Annotated in this window: 13 protein-coding genes; 7 read left to right on the top strand and 6 right to left on the bottom strand. The window is 69.4% G+C overall.

Annotated elements, in window-relative coordinates; translation table 11 throughout:
- The first annotated feature begins 25 nt into the window (after nt 1-25).
- On the top strand, nt 26-457 hold the full coding sequence (locus C7443_RS10015) for a GFA family protein (protein WP_110018472.1): 432 nt from the start codon (nt 26-28) through the stop codon (nt 455-457).
- A 25-nt stretch (nt 458-482) separates the two neighbouring features.
- Here the strand turns inward: C7443_RS10015 and C7443_RS10010 are convergent, their stop codons facing one another.
- Nucleotides 483-1,745: an MgtC/SapB family protein gene (locus tag C7443_RS10010; protein WP_170123576.1), complete on the bottom strand. Its 1,263-nt coding sequence runs from the start codon at nt 1,743-1,745 to the stop codon at nt 483-485.
- Between the two features lie 132 nt (nt 1,746-1,877).
- Here C7443_RS10010 and C7443_RS10005 point away from each other — a divergent pair, with 132 nt between their 5' ends.
- Nucleotides 1,878-2,336, top strand: coding sequence for a flavodoxin family protein (locus C7443_RS10005; RefSeq protein WP_110018470.1), 459 nt, complete (start codon nt 1,878-1,880; stop codon nt 2,334-2,336).
- A gap of 4 nt (nt 2,337-2,340) precedes the next feature.
- On the opposite strand, the gene C7443_RS10000 is transcribed toward C7443_RS10005, so the two are convergent.
- From C7443_RS10000 to C7443_RS09980, 5 genes are all read right to left on the bottom strand, one after another.
- Complete coding sequence (locus tag C7443_RS10000; protein ID WP_170123575.1) at nt 2,341-3,138, bottom strand: secretin N-terminal domain-containing protein; 798 nt, start codon at nt 3,136-3,138, stop codon at nt 2,341-2,343.
- A 46-nt stretch (nt 3,139-3,184) separates the two neighbouring features.
- Nucleotides 3,185-3,547, bottom strand: a complete 363-nt coding sequence (locus tag C7443_RS09995; RefSeq protein ID WP_110018468.1) for a diacylglycerol kinase — start codon at nt 3,545-3,547, stop codon at nt 3,185-3,187.
- Between the two features lie 8 nt (nt 3,548-3,555).
- Nucleotides 3,556-4,056 (bottom strand): thiol peroxidase, encoded by a 501-nt coding sequence (tpx, locus tag C7443_RS09990; RefSeq protein ID WP_110018467.1) that lies wholly within the window; start codon nt 4,054-4,056, stop codon nt 3,556-3,558.
- A 48-nt stretch (nt 4,057-4,104) separates the two neighbouring features.
- Nucleotides 4,105-4,485 carry a glycine cleavage system protein GcvH gene (gene gcvH / locus C7443_RS09985; protein ID WP_110018466.1) on the bottom strand — a complete coding sequence of 127 codons (381 nt, stop codon included), beginning with the start codon at nt 4,483-4,485 and terminating at the stop codon, nt 4,105-4,107.
- A gap of 133 nt (nt 4,486-4,618) precedes the next feature.
- Complete coding sequence (locus C7443_RS09980; RefSeq protein ID WP_110018465.1) at nt 4,619-5,212, bottom strand: peroxidase-related enzyme; 594 nt, start codon at nt 5,210-5,212, stop codon at nt 4,619-4,621.
- Nucleotides 5,213-5,486: 274 nt separating this feature from the next.
- Here C7443_RS09980 and C7443_RS09975 point away from each other — a divergent pair, with 274 nt between their 5' ends.
- The 5 genes from C7443_RS09975 to C7443_RS09955 all read left to right on the top strand — a co-directional run bounded on the left by C7443_RS09975 (nt 5,487) and on the right by C7443_RS09955 (nt 13,190).
- Nucleotides 5,487-8,087: a glycosyltransferase gene (locus C7443_RS09975; RefSeq protein ID WP_110018464.1), complete on the top strand. Its 2,601-nt coding sequence runs from the start codon at nt 5,487-5,489 to the stop codon at nt 8,085-8,087.
- 99 nt (nt 8,088-8,186) lie between these two features.
- Nucleotides 8,187-9,356, top strand: coding sequence for a ChaN family lipoprotein (locus tag C7443_RS09970; protein WP_146213282.1), 1,170 nt, complete (start codon nt 8,187-8,189; stop codon nt 9,354-9,356).
- Complete coding sequence (locus tag C7443_RS09965) at nt 9,353-11,302, top strand: M1 family metallopeptidase (protein WP_110018462.1); 1,950 nt, start codon at nt 9,353-9,355, stop codon at nt 11,300-11,302. The genes C7443_RS09970 and C7443_RS09965 overlap by 4 nt, the downstream gene beginning before the upstream one ends.
- Before the next feature lie 100 nt (nt 11,303-11,402).
- Nucleotides 11,403-11,816, top strand: a complete 414-nt coding sequence (locus C7443_RS09960) for a hypothetical protein (RefSeq protein ID WP_146213281.1) — start codon at nt 11,403-11,405, stop codon at nt 11,814-11,816.
- A 90-nt stretch (nt 11,817-11,906) separates the two neighbouring features.
- Complete coding sequence (locus tag C7443_RS09955) at nt 11,907-13,190, top strand: hemolysin family protein (protein ID WP_110018460.1); 1,284 nt, start codon at nt 11,907-11,909, stop codon at nt 13,188-13,190.
- The last annotated feature ends 3 nt before the right edge of the window (nt 13,191-13,193 follow it).

Genomic DNA, 13,193 nt, shown 5'->3' with positions numbered 1-13,193 from the left:
GACACAGCACTCAGGGAACCTGACCATGCACCCACTGACCGGCAGCTGCCACTGCGGGAATATCCGCGTCGAACTCACCCTGTCGCGCGAGCCCACCGAGTACACGCCGCGCGCCTGCGACTGCGATTTCTGCCGCAAGCACGGGGCGGCCTACCTGTCCGATGCCGACGGCAGCCTGAGCATCCACGTCAAAGCGATGGAGCGGCTGCAGCGCTACCGCCAGGGCAGCGGCATCGCGCAGATGCTGGTCTGCGGCCACTGCGGCGTGCTGGTCGGCGGCCTGTATGCCGAGGACGATGTCTGCTATGCGGCGGTCAACGTCAGGATCATCGACGGCGGCGCGAACTTCGCCGCCAGCCAGCCGGCCTCGCCACAAGCGCTGCCCGATGCCGAGAAGATCGAGCGCTGGAAGCGGCTGTGGTTCGCCCACGTGCAGCTCGACGCCGACTGCGACTGACATCCGCCGGCGCCCGGCCGCTGGCCTAAACGGCGGCCGCCGGCCACCACAGGATCATCCCCAGTCCGGCGGCCAAAGACGGCAGCAGCAGCCACAGCGTGCGGCGGAACACCTCCGGGCCGCCGACCGAGGCGACCATCGCCGCCTTGAAGGCGGCGTTGGCGAGCACGGCGGTGACGATCAGCCGCCAGGCGGTATCGAGCGTCACCCGCTCTTCGCTGGCCAGGCGCGACACCGACAGCGTGATCGCGTCGACATCGGTGAAGCCGGCGACGATCGACACCAGGAACAGCGCGTCCCGACCGAGCGAGTCCTTGGCGGCGGCGAGCACGAACAGCACCAGCGCGTAGAGCCCGGCCATGGTGATCGCCGGGCCGAGTTCGGCCGGGTTCTTCTGCGGCGGCATCGTCGCGTCCTGCCGCCGCGAACGCCGCCACAACCAGGCCACCGGCAGCAGCGTCAGCGCCAGCATCAGACCGAGCGCCGGCAGCGCGTGGCGCAGCAACAGCGGCGAGACCACGGCGATCTCGACCTTGACCCGCACCAGCATCACCGCCGAGGCGAGTGCGATGGCGACGGCGGCGAGCGGCGCGGCCAGTCCTTCGCGTACGCGGCGGGCGTAGGCCAGCGTCGTCGCCGTGCTCGACACCGCGCCGCCGAGCACGCCACCGAGCAGCACGCCGGCGCCGCCGCCGAAGGCCTTGTACAGCAGGTAGCCGCCGACGCTGATGCCGACGATCAGCGTCACCATCAGCCAGACCTCGAAGGGGTTGAACACCGCATACGGGCCGAAGGTGCGGTCCGGCAGCACCGGCAGCACGACGAAGGTGATCAGCACGAACTGCACGATCGCGCGCAGATCATCGCCGCCGAGACGGCGCGCCAGCGCGTGCAGCTCGACCTTGAAGTGCAGCAGCACGACGAACACGCCGGCGACGACGACGGCCAGCTCCCATTCGCCGAAGGCGATGTAGGCGCCGAGGCCGAACATCAGCAGCAGCGCGAGCTCGTTGGTGACCGAGGGTTCGAGGTCATCGACCCGGCCGCGCCACTGCATGACGTTGCCGAGCACCAGCAGGATGGTGATCGCGAACAGCCCGGCGACCAGCACCCAGCCGCCGAAATGCTCGGCGAGCAGGCCGCACAGCGTGCCGAACAGCGCCGTCAGCGCAAAGCTGCGCAGACCGGCGAATTCCGGCCCGGTGGCCTCGCGCTGCAGGCCGATCAGCAGACCGAGTGCGACCGACAGGCCGATGCGGGAAAACAATTGTTCGAGTTCGAAGCTCATGGCGGCGACACGCGTATGTCCGCGCGCAGGCGGCACGGAAGTGAACATGGAAATGGAAGCGGCATGCCCCGAGCTTAGCCGCCCGGCCCCGCGGCAGACTAAGCTCGCAGCCAGCGCCGCCCGGAGTTCGCGATGCGTAAACGCCTGCTGATCGTCTTCCACACCCGCAGCGGCCACACCGGCCGACTGATCGCCGCGGCCTATGCCGGCGCCTGCAGCGCCGGCGGCGTCGATGTCGAGCTGCGCCACGCCCCGGATGCCGGCGTCGACGACCTGCTCGGCTGCGACGGCCTGCTGCTCGGCACGCCGGAGAACTTCGGCACGCTGTGCGGACTGGTCAAGGACTTCCTCGAACGCTGCTACTACCCCTGCGAGGGCCGCACCGTCGGCCTGCCCTATGCGCTGCTGATCAGCGCCGGCAACGACGGCCGCGGCGCGGTGCGCGAGATCGGCCGCATCGCCACCGGCTACGGCTGGCGGGAAGTCGCCGAAGCGCTGATCGTGCGCGGCGAGTTCGACGCTACGGCGCTGGTGCAGGCACACGAGCTCGGCGAGGCGCTGGCCGCCGGCCTCGAACTCGGCGTGTTCTGAGCGGTTACGGCAGCTCCTCGACCCTGAGCAGCCAGACGCGCTCGGCGCGCGAGTGTTCGCGCGTCGAGTAGGTGTCGGCGTTGCGTTCCTGCTGACGCGATTCGACGGAACCGCCGAGCGGCAGCCAGGCACCGAGCGGTCCGCTGACCGTGGTCGACAGGCCGCTGGTGGCAAAGCTGCCGTCAGGCAGCGCGCGGCTCGAACTCGGCCGCACCTCGACGGTGACGCTGCTGCCGCTGAGCCGCGGGCGCACGTAGAAGCCGGTGCTGGCGTCGCGGTATTCGGTCTGCACGTCCTGCGCGACGATGCTGCGACCGTAGATCACCGTGCCGCTGCTGCTGACCGGCACCTCGGCGCCGGCCCGGATGAACGCTTCCTGGCCGTCGAGCACCTGCACGCCCTGCGTGGTGTCGTCATTGCGCCGCGTACCGTAATGCTCGACGCTGACGCGGCCGCCGGCCTGCACGCCGTCGCTGCCGAAGCCGGCGACGGCATCACTGCCGCCACCGCGATTGAGCAGATCGTCGGCGCTGCCCTGGCGCACGCTGACCAGCAGCCGGCGCGGCGCGACGTCGAGCGCACCGAGCAGCTGACGCAGCTGTTCGATCTCCGCCGGCGAACCACGCACGATGAGCTTGTCGCCCTGGCCGCCGAGCGTGGTCGGCGGGCGCACCAGCGGCCGCAGCAGCGGCAGCAGGTCCTCGGCGCTGCGGTGCTGCAGCGGAATCACTTCGAGGGCATCGGCCAGCGCGAGCGCAGGCATCAGCAGCAGGCACAGCAGCAGGCGGTGCAGACGGCTCATCGGCGGGCTTCTCGTGACGGTCCTGCCACCGATGCTAGCGCGGCCTTCAGCCGAGCACGACCAGCCCCCAGACCACGGCGGCATTGAGCAGCGAGACGAACACTGCCGCCGAGCCGATGTCCTTGGCGCGACCGGACAGCTCATGGCGCTCCAGGCCGATGCGGTCGACCACCGCCTCGATGCCGGAATTGAGCAGCTCGACGATGACGATCAGCAGCAGGCTGCCGATCAGCAGCGCGCGCTCGGTCGGTGTGTGACCGAGCCAGAAAGCGAACGGCGACAGGAAAAACACGAGGAGACTTTCCTGGCGGAAGGCCTCCTCGTTGCGCCAGGCGGCTTTGAGGCCGGCCCAGGAGTAATGGGTAGCGTTGACGACGCGTCGCCACCCGGTATGCGGCTGGTTGGCCATGCAGAGCCTCAGGCGAGGGCGGCGAGCGCAGCCTCGTAATCGGGTTCATCGCCGATCTCGGCGACCAGTTGCGTGTATTGGACGGTGTCGTCGGCCGCGAGCACGACGACCGCGCGCGCGGTGATGCCGGCCAGCGGCCCGTTCTCGATCAGCACGCCGTAATCCTTGGCGAAATTGCGCGAGCGCATCATCGACAGCGGAATGACGTTGTCGAGGTGCTCGCCGGTGCAGAAGCGGCCCTGCGCGAACGGCAGGTCGGCGGAGACGATCAGCACCACGGTGTCGGGATGCGCCTTGGCGTGGTCGTTGAACTTCTTCGTCGACAGCTGACAGGTCGGTGTGTCGAGACTCGGCACGATGTTGAGCAGCTTCTTGCGCCCGGCGTAGTCGGCGAGGCGCACGTCCTTGAGGCCGGGGGCGACGAGCAGGAAGTCGGGCGCGCGGCTGCCGACGGCGGGCAGTTCGCCGTTGGTGCTGCAGGGGTTGCCCTTGAGCGTGACGGTGGCCATCTGACGATCTCCTTCGGGGGGCGGGCCGGCGGGTGCCGGCACTGGAAATCAGTCGGCGAGCGTGGCGGCGTAGGCCGTGGCGTCGAGCAGCCCTTCGAGCGCGCCGATCGGGCGGATGCGGAACAGCCAGCCGTCGCCGTAGGGGTCGTTGTTGACCAGCTCGGGAGTATCGGCCAGCGCGGCATTGCTCTCGACGATCTCACCGGCGAACGGCGCGTAGACCTCGGAAGCGGCCTTCACCGACTCGACGACGGCACAGGTTTCCTCGGCGTCGACGACGCGCTCGGCCTCGGGCAGTTCGATGAACACCAGGTCACCGAGGGCGATCTGCGCATGGTCGGTGATACCGACGGTGACGGTGCCATCGGAGTCAGTGCGGACCCATTCATGGGACGCGGTGTACAGCAGATCACCGGGGATGTTGCTCATTGCGGGGACTCTCTGGGAAACGGGCATGCTGCCTGAAAAAATGCCCGACCCGCCGGGCAGCGGCGGGTCGTCGGGGTCGCGCAGACTATATGCGGCACGCCCGACGATCGCCACCGCGGCCGGCAAGACCGGCTTACGCAGCCTGCGCCGCGGCTTTCGGCAGCCGTCCCATGAGGAAGAATTCCTCGTTCGGCTTCATGCCGATGAAGCCGGCCAGACGGTTGGACATGCCGAAGAAGGCCGCGATGGCGCCGATGTCCCAGATGTCTTCATCGCTGAAACCGTGGCTGCGCAGCGTCGCGAACTGCGTCTCGTCGATGCGGTTGGCATCCAGCGAGACAGCCATCGCGAAGTCGAGCAGCGCGCGCTGGCGTGGCGTGATCTCGGCGCGGCTGTAGTTGATCGCCAGCTGGTCGGCGAGACGCGGATTCTTCGAATAGATGCGCACCAGCGCCCCGTGGGCGACGACGCAGTATTCACAGGCGTTGGCCGCGCTGGTGACGACGACGATCATCTCGCGCTCGGCCTTGCTCAGCCCGCTGTCTTTTTCCATCAGGGCATCGTGATAGGCGAAGAAGGCGCGGAACTCGTCCGGGCGGTGTGCGAGCACGGCAAAGACGTTGGGCACGAAACCGGCCTTGGCGGCAACGGTCTCAATACGCTCGCGCACGTCGGCGGGCAGACTGGCCAGATCGGGCACGGGGAAACGGCTGATTTGCGATGACATGGGGTTCTCCTCCTTACTTATGCTTATGTGGACTGCCGAAAACCCGAAGATAACCCGCCGCACCACCGCGACGTCGAGCAGCGCGGCACTTGCTCGACAAGCGCCCTGCGCGCTCCATAGAATTTCGCGCCGCCCGCCGGCGGGCAGCGCCGCCGCGCTCGGCGAGCGCCGCGACACGCCCGCCCCGACGTACTTTCCTCAATGCTTCCTTGCACGCGCCCGCGTCCGTCGCGGCGTGCGCGCCAGCCCGAACCGCGCCTGAAGGTGCCTGCGCATGCGCAAGAATCTGCTGATCGTCCTGCTGGTCATCGCCGCCAATCTAGGCATCTGGGCGCTGAGCAACCGCCCCACCCCGGTCGAGCCCTGGGCCGGCCGCATCAACGGCTTTTCCTACTCGCCGTACGGGCGTGACGACAATCCACTGGAAAACCGTTTGCCCAAACCCGAGTCGATCGACCGCGACATGGCACTGATGAGCCAGTACGCCGACGCCGTGCGCACCTACTCGACGATCGACGGCCTCGAAGTGATCCCCGGCATCGCGCAGAAATACGGCATGAAGGTCACGCTCGGCGCCTGGCTCGACCAGCGCGCGGCGCTCAACAAGCGCGAGATCGACAATCTGATCGATCTGGGCAAGCGCTACGACAACGTCACCCGCCTGGTGGTCGGCAACGAGGCGATCCTGCGTGCCGATCTGACCGTGCGTGAGCTGGCGCAGTACCTGCGCCAGGTGCGCAAGGCTGTCAACAAGCCGGTGTCGACCGCCGAGCCCTGGCACGTCTGGCTGCGCTTCCCCGAGCTGGTCAAGGAAGTCGACTTCATCGCCGTGCAGCTGCTGCCCTACTGGGAAAAGGTGCCGTTCGAGCAGGCCGTCGACTACGTGCTGCGCCGTGTCGACGAGCTGCACGAGGCCTACCCCGACAAGCACATCCTGATTTCCGAGGTCGGCTGGCCGAGCGAAGGCAACCGCGTCGGCGCCAGCTACCCGAGCCTGACCAACGAGGCGCGCTTCGTGCGCCAGTTCCTCAACGTCGCCCGCGAACGCAAGCTCGACTACTTCATCATGGAAGCCTTCGACCAGCCGTGGAAAAAGGCCATCGAAGGCACTGTCGGCGCCTACTGGGGCGTGTTCAACGCCAATCGCGAGCTGAAGTTCCCGATGACCGGCGCGGTGTTCGAGGACCAGACCTGGAGCTGGCAGGCCATCCTCGCCGCCTGCGTGGCGCTGCTGCCGATGCTGCTGTTCGCGCTGCGCTTCAACAACCTGCGCGCACACGGCCAGTTGTTCTTCGCGGTGCTGATCCAGGCCAGCGCCTCGCTGCTGGTGTGGACGCTGTTCGTGCCGGCGCACCTGTACCTGACCGACCTCGGCGTGCTGATGCTCGGCATCCTGCTGCCGGCGCAGCTCGGCCTGCTGATGGTGGCGCTGATCAACGGCTTCGAATTCACCGAGGTGCTGTGGAAGCGCAAGTGGAAACGCGCCTTCCAGCCGCTGAAGGACGATCAGGGCCGCACGGAATGGCCGATGGTCTCGCTGCACCTGGCCTGCTACAACGAGCCACCCGAGCTGGTCATCGAAACCCTCAACAGCCTCGCCGCGCTCGATTATCCGAACTTCGAAGTGCTGGTGATCGACAACAACACCCCGGACGAGGCCACCTGGAAGCCGCTCGAAGAACACTGTGCCAGGCTCGGCCCGCATTTCCGCTTCATGCACCTGAAGCCGTGGAAGGGCTTCAAGGCCGGCGCGCTGAACTTCGGCCTCAAGCGCACGCATCCGTCGGCGAAGATCGTCGGCGTCATCGATGCCGACTACCTGGTCACGCCGGACTGGCTGAAGTCGCTGGTGCCGTACTTCGACAACCCGCAGGTCGGCTTCGTGCAGGCGCCGCAGGACCACCGCGACTGGGAGCACGACCGCTTCACCGAGTGGGCGAACTGGGAATACTCCGGCTTCTTCAACATCGGCATGGTGCATCGCAACGAGCGCGACGCGATCATCCAGCACGGCACGATGACGCTGATCCGCAAGGCAGCGATCGACGAATCCGGCCCGTGGGCCGAGTGGTGCATCTGCGAGGACTCCGAGCTCGGCCTGCGGGTGATGGAGGAAGGCTACCAGGCGGTCTACGTCAACCATGCCTTCGGCAAGGGCGTGGCGCCCGATACCTTCGGCGCCTACAAGGGCCAGCGTTTCCGCTGGGCCTACGGCGCGGTGCAGATCCTCAAGCGCTACTGGAGCTGGATGCTGCCGACCGCGCTCGGCGGCAGCGGCCGCCTGCAGCCGGCACAGAAGTTCCACTTCATCACCGGCTGGCTGCCGTGGTTCGCCGATGCGCTGCATCTGGTGTTCTCGCTGGCGGCGATGGTCTGGTCGCTCGGCCTGCTGCTGCTGCCGCAGTTCTTCGAGTTCCCGCTGGCGGTGTTCCTGTTCCCGACGCTCGGCATGTTCGCCTTCAAGATCATGCACAGCTTCGTGCTCTACTCGGCGCGCGTGCCCTGCACGCTGCGCCAGCGCCTCGGCGCCGCGGTCGCCGGCATGGGTCTGACGCATGCCATCGCCCGCGCGATCTTCGCCGGGTTGTTCACCAAGGGCCGCGCCTTCCTGCGCACGCCCAAGGGCGAGAACAGCGCGGCGCTGGTGCGCGGCCTGCTGATGGCCCGCGAGGAAGGGCTGATCCTGCTGGCGCTGTGGACCTGCGCCTTCGGCGTGGCCTTCGAGTACGGCATCCAGGTGCGCGAGGTGCAGTTCTGGACGGTGATCCTGCTGGTGCAATCGATTCCGTATGCGGCCGCGGTGCTGCACTCGATCTCCAGCGCTCTGCCCGGCGGCCATCGCGACACGCCGCATACAGAGCTCGCCACCGCCTGAATCACCGCCCGGCTGCGCGGCGGGCTTGCGCCGGCTCCCGCCACGGTCGATAACGGCAGCCGTGTGCCGCGGCTGCGCGGCGTTTTCATCGAGGTGAACGTGAACCGCCACCGCCATCACGGCGCCGCCGCCCTGCTCGCGCTGGGCCTCGGACTGGGCACGGCACAGGCTCAGGAAACGGACGCCTGCATTGCTGCAGGGCACTGGGCGCAGCCGCTCGACGGCAGCGCCCGGGCGCTGGAAACCACTGCGCTGTACCAGACGCTGACGCAGGCCCGCGTGGTGCTGCTCGGTGAACGCCACGACAGCGCCGAGCAGCATCGCTGGCAGCTGCAGGTACTGGCCGCCCTCCACGCCCAGCGCCCGGATCTGGTCATCGGCCTGGAGATGCTGCCGCGCTCGGCGCAGCCGGTGCTCGACCGCTGGGTCGCCGGCGAACTCGACACACCGGCCTTCCTCGCCGCCAGTCACTGGGACAGCTACTGGCGCTTCGATCCAGCGCTGTATCTGCCGATCCTCGACTTCGCGCGGATGAACCGCATCCCGCTGCTGGCACTCAACGTCGACCGCGCACTGGTCACGCGCACGGCCAAGAGCGGCTGGGCGGCGATCCCGGCGGCAGAGCGGGGCGGCATCGACGACCCGGCGCCGCCGGCCAGCGCCTACCTCGACGATCTGCGTGAGGTCTACGCCCAGCACGCACGGCGCGGCGAGCCCGCGGACGAGGCCGACTTCCGCCATTTCGTCGACAGCCAGCTGCTGTGGGACCGGGCGATGGCGCAGGCAATCGCCGCGCGCGTGCAGGGTGATGCCCCGCCGCTGCTGGTCGCGCTGCTCGGCCGCGGCCATGTGCAGTTCGGCTACGGCGTCGCTCACCAGCTCGGCGCACTCGGCGTCGAACAGCTCAGCAGCCTGCTGCCCTTCGAGACAGCGCCCTGCACCACGCTGCATGCCGGCCTCGCCGATGCACTGTTCGGCCTGTCACCCCGCAGCCCGCGCAGCGAGCCGCCGAGGCTCGGTGTGGCGCTGGCGCCGGACACCGACGGTGTGCTGGTCGAAGACGTCCTCAAGGACAGCATCGCGGCAGCCGCCTCGCTGCGCCCCGGCGACATCATCCGCGAGGTCGGTGGCCGCGCCGTCAAGGAGCCTGGCGACGTGATCGCTGCGGTGCGCCGGCAGGCGCCCGGCAGCTGGCTGCCGATTGCCGTCGACCGCCACGGCCGCACCCGCCTGCTGCTCGCCAAGTTCCCGCCGGAGCCGGGCCCATGATGCGTCACCTGTTCGGCTGTGCCGCGCTGTGCCTGCTGCTGGCAGCGGGCAGCAGTGCGCGCACGCTGGATCTCGACGTGCATCTCGACGTCGAGGCGCGGCGGCTGGCGGCCAGCGGCCGCTTCGATCCGCCGCTGCGCGAATTCCTGCTCGATGCCCGACTGACGCCGCAGCCGCCGAGCGCCTGGCAGCGCATCGGCGAGGAGGCCGGCGCCGTGCGCTGGCGCGCGATCGATGGCAAGCCGAAGGAGCGCATCGACTGGCAGGGCGAGCTGGCGACGCTGCCGGCGGCGCGCGATGCCCGCCAGGTGCTCGGCCGCCTGCCGCCGATGGCCGACCGCGCCGGCAGCTGGCTGCCGGCGGCGAGCCTGTGGCATCCGTGGGCCGGCGACGAACCGTTCAGCTACCGCGTCAGCCTCGATCTGCCGGCCACGCAGCGCGCGCTGGTGCCTGGCCGCCTGCTCAGTGAAACCCTGACCCGGCGCGGCTGGCATGCCGAATTCGCCAGCGAGCAACCGGCCATCGGTCTCGATCTGCTGGCCGGCCCCTGGCGCGTCGGCCTCGATGACCTGGTGCTGGCACGCGACCGCCGGGTCAGCGTGCGCAGCTGGTTCACGCCGGCGGTCGAGGCGCTGGCCGCCGACTACCGCGCCAGCGCTGCCCGCTACATCGCCGGCTACAGCGACCTGATCGGCCCCTACCCGTATGCCGGCTTCAACATCGTCGCCGGACCGCTGCCGACCGGCATCGCCCTGCCCGGCCTGACCTATCTCGGCGAGGAGGTGCTGCGCCTGCCGTTCATCCGCACCATCTCGCTGCGCCACGAAGTGCTGCATGCCTGGTGGGGCAACGGCGTCGAACCGGACTGGGCGCATGGCAACTGGAGCGAGGGTCTGGTCACCCTGCTCGCCGACCACGCCACCCGCGAGGAGGAAAGCGCCGACGCCGCACGCCAGCTGCGCAAGGACTGGCTGCGCGACCTCGCGGCGCTGGAACCCGGCGAAGACCGGCCGCTGCGCGAATTTCGCGCCCGTCACGACGGCGCCTCGCAGATCGTCGGCTACCAGAAAAGCGCGTTCGTCTTTCTGATGCTGCGCGACATGCTCGGTACCCAGTCCTTCAACACCGCACTGCGCACGCTGTGGCAGGAACGCCAGGGCCAGCGGGCCGGCTGGGACGATCTGCAGCGGGTGTTCGAGCAGGCCTGCGGCTGTGCGCTCGGCCCGTGGTTCACGCAGTGGCTGGACCGCCCGGGCCTGCCGGCACCGCGCATCACCAGCGCACGCAGCCTGATCCGCCAGCACGGCTACCGTCTGGAGCTCGACCTGGCACAGGACGAGCCGCCGTGGCTGCTCGAACTGCCGCTGGCGATCGACACACCGGCCGGCGTCATCGAGCGGCGTGTGCGCTTCGACAACGCGCAGGCCACGGTCTCGCTCGAACTGCCGGCGCAGCCGCTCACCGTGCGCCTCGACCCGCAGGCACGCAGCGCCCGCCGCCTCAGCCCGGAAGAAACACCGCCGGCCCTGCGTCAGGTACAGGTCGCCGCCGGTGTCGCCCTGCTGCTGCCGGTACGCGACGGCGACTGGCCGGGCGCGGCGCGTGAAATCAGCGAACGCTGGCTCGATACCCAGGCACACGCCGACGGCAGCACCCGCCTGGTGATCGGCCCGCCGGCCGCCGTCGACAGCTGGCTGGCCACGGCAGGCCTCGAACGGCCGGCTGAAGTACGCGGCGGCACGGCACAGGCCTGGGCGATGCGTGGACGTGACGGTCGCACCCTGGCCGTCATCACCGCCGCCACGCCGGCCGAAGCGGCAGCGCTCGGCGCCAAGCTGGTGCATTACGGCCGCTTCGGCTGGGTGGTCGCCAGCGACGGTCGCGTCAGCGACCGCGGCATCTGGGCGGCGCCAACGCCGGCGATCAGCGTGCTGCCAGCGCCGTAGCCGACGCACGCCCTCAAGGCGCAGCGGCTGGCACCGCCCTTGCTGCACTGCACGATGATGCGGGCGCCGGGCGGGTGCCGCCACTGCGGGGGTGATCGGCATGCAAGAGCTCTGTGCGTCCCTGCTTGCATTTCTGCTCGCCGCCGGCGCCACCGAGGCGCCGCTGCCGCCCTGCCCCAGCCTGGTCGTCGTCGCCCCGGAAACGCTGGCCCGGCTGGCCTGCAGCGGGCCGTGTGAGGCGGCCGGGGCTTATTACGCCGCCACGGCGCACAGTGTCTACCTGCCGGCCGGCTTCGATGCCGACGACGTACAGCAGCGCGGCATCCTGCTGCACGAGCTGGTGCACTATCTGCAGGATCTGCGGGGCGAATTCACCCGCGGCGACTGCCACGCGGGGCTGCTGCGCGAAGTGCAGGCGTTTCGCTGGCAGGAACGTTACCTGCAGACGCAGGGCGCCTGGCAGCCGGTCAGCATGGCCCTGCTCGGCTATGGCTGCGCCGGCGAGCCCAGCTGAAACGCACACACCGACTGAAGCATGACGCTGAGCCCCTGCCGCGTCTAACATCGACGCGTTGCCTGCCGGCAACGCCACCCGTATGGCCCGATGGTTCTTTGGGAACTGCTCGTTGTTCTGTTGCTGATCGCTTTCAACGGCGTGTTCGCGATGTCGGAGCTCGCCGTCGTCTCCGCACGCCGCGCACGCCTGCAAGTCCTCGCCAGTGAAGGCCGGCGCGGCGCCGAAACCGCCCTCGCCCTCGCCGCCGATCCCGGCCGTTTTCTCTCCACGGTGCAGATCGGCATCACGCTGATCGGCATTTTCGCCGGCGCCTACGGCGGTGCCGCCCTGGCCGGACCGCTGGCGGACTACCTCGCCCGCTGGCCGACGCTGGCCCACTGGGCACACCCGCTCGCGCTCGGCATCGTCGTCGCCGGTATCACCTATCTGTCGCTGATCGTCGGCGAACTGGTCCCCAAACAGCTGGCGCTGCGCGATCCTGAGCGCGTCGCCATCGCCATCGCCCCACCGATGCACACCCTCTCGCGGCTGACCGCGCCGCTGGTCGCGCTGCTCGATGTCTCGACCCGCCTCGGCCTGCGCCTGTGCGGCGCCAGCGAGCGCAGCGAACCGCGCGTCACCGATGAAGAAATCCACACGCTGATCGCCGAAGCCACCGAATCCGGCGTGGTCGAGCGCAGCGAGCAGGCGATGATCCGCGGCGTCATGCGCCTGGCCGATCGCCCGGTCGGCGCGCTGCTGACCCCGCGCACCGACATCGTCTGGCTGGATATCGAGGCCAGCCCCGAGGAAACCGTGGCGCTGCTGCGCGCCAGCCCCTACTCGCGCTACCCGGTGTGCAACGGCACGGTCGACGACGTGCTCGGCGTGGTGCAGGCCAAGGACCTGCTCGATGCCGCCTTCGCCGGCCGGGCGCCGGACCTGCGCGGCCTGATCCGCGAGCCGGCGGTGGTACCGGACAGCTGCGATGCGCTGCGCCTGCTCGAACAGCTGCGCACCTCGGCGCTGCCGATGGCGCTGGTGGTCGACGAATACGGCGATCTGTGCGGGCTGGTGACGGCGACCGACATCCTCGAAGCGATCGTCGGTGAACTGGCCGAAGCCGACGGCAGCTTCGATCCGCAGGTCGTCACCCGCGAGGACGGCTCCTGGCTGCTCGACGGTCGCCTGCCCGCCGACGAGCTCAAGGAGCTGCTCGGCGTCGCCGCGCTGCCCGGCGACGGCGAGTTCAACACGCTGGCCGGCTTCGTGATGACCACGCTCGACACCATGCCGACCGTCGGCGATCACTTCGACGCCGTCGGCTTCCGCTTCGAAGTCGTCGACATCGACGGCCGACGCATCGACAAGCTGCTGGTTTCGCGCCTGTAGGCC

The organism is Plasticicumulans acidivorans, from assembly GCF_003182095.1.
In the GTDB taxonomy this organism is placed as follows: Bacteria; Pseudomonadota; Gammaproteobacteria; order Competibacterales; family Competibacteraceae; genus Plasticicumulans; species Plasticicumulans acidivorans.
This window is presented reverse-complemented; position numbering and strand designations above follow the sequence as displayed.

Excerpts from the sequence above, each read along its gene's own strand:
- C7443_RS09980 (WP_110018465.1), bottom strand. The coding sequence starts at position 5,212 with ATGTCATCGCAAATCAGCCGTTTCCCCGTGCCCGATCTGGCCAGTCTG.
- gcvH (WP_110018466.1), bottom strand. The coding sequence starts at position 4,485 with ATGAGCAACATCCCCGGTGATCTGCTGTACACCGCGTCCCATGAATGG.
- C7443_RS09955 (WP_110018460.1), top strand. The coding sequence starts at position 11,907 with ATGGTTCTTTGGGAACTGCTCGTTGTTCTGTTGCTGATCGCTTTCAAC.
- C7443_RS10000 (WP_170123575.1), bottom strand. The coding sequence starts at position 3,138 with ATGAGCCGTCTGCACCGCCTGCTGCTGTGCCTGCTGCTGATGCCTGCG.
- C7443_RS09960 (WP_146213281.1), top strand. The coding sequence starts at position 11,403 with ATGCAAGAGCTCTGTGCGTCCCTGCTTGCATTTCTGCTCGCCGCCGGC.
- C7443_RS10010 (WP_170123576.1), bottom strand. The coding sequence starts at position 1,745 with ATGAGCTTCGAACTCGAACAATTGTTTTCCCGCATCGGCCTGTCGGTC.
- C7443_RS10015 (WP_110018472.1), top strand. The coding sequence starts at position 26 with ATGCACCCACTGACCGGCAGCTGCCACTGCGGGAATATCCGCGTCGAA.
- C7443_RS10005 (WP_110018470.1), top strand. The coding sequence starts at position 1,878 with ATGCGTAAACGCCTGCTGATCGTCTTCCACACCCGCAGCGGCCACACC.
- C7443_RS09965 (WP_110018462.1), top strand. The coding sequence starts at position 9,353 with ATGATGCGTCACCTGTTCGGCTGTGCCGCGCTGTGCCTGCTGCTGGCA.
- C7443_RS09975 (WP_110018464.1), top strand. The coding sequence starts at position 5,487 with ATGCGCAAGAATCTGCTGATCGTCCTGCTGGTCATCGCCGCCAATCTA.
- C7443_RS09995 (WP_110018468.1), bottom strand. The coding sequence starts at position 3,547 with ATGGCCAACCAGCCGCATACCGGGTGGCGACGCGTCGTCAACGCTACC.
- tpx (WP_110018467.1), bottom strand. The coding sequence starts at position 4,056 with ATGGCCACCGTCACGCTCAAGGGCAACCCCTGCAGCACCAACGGCGAA.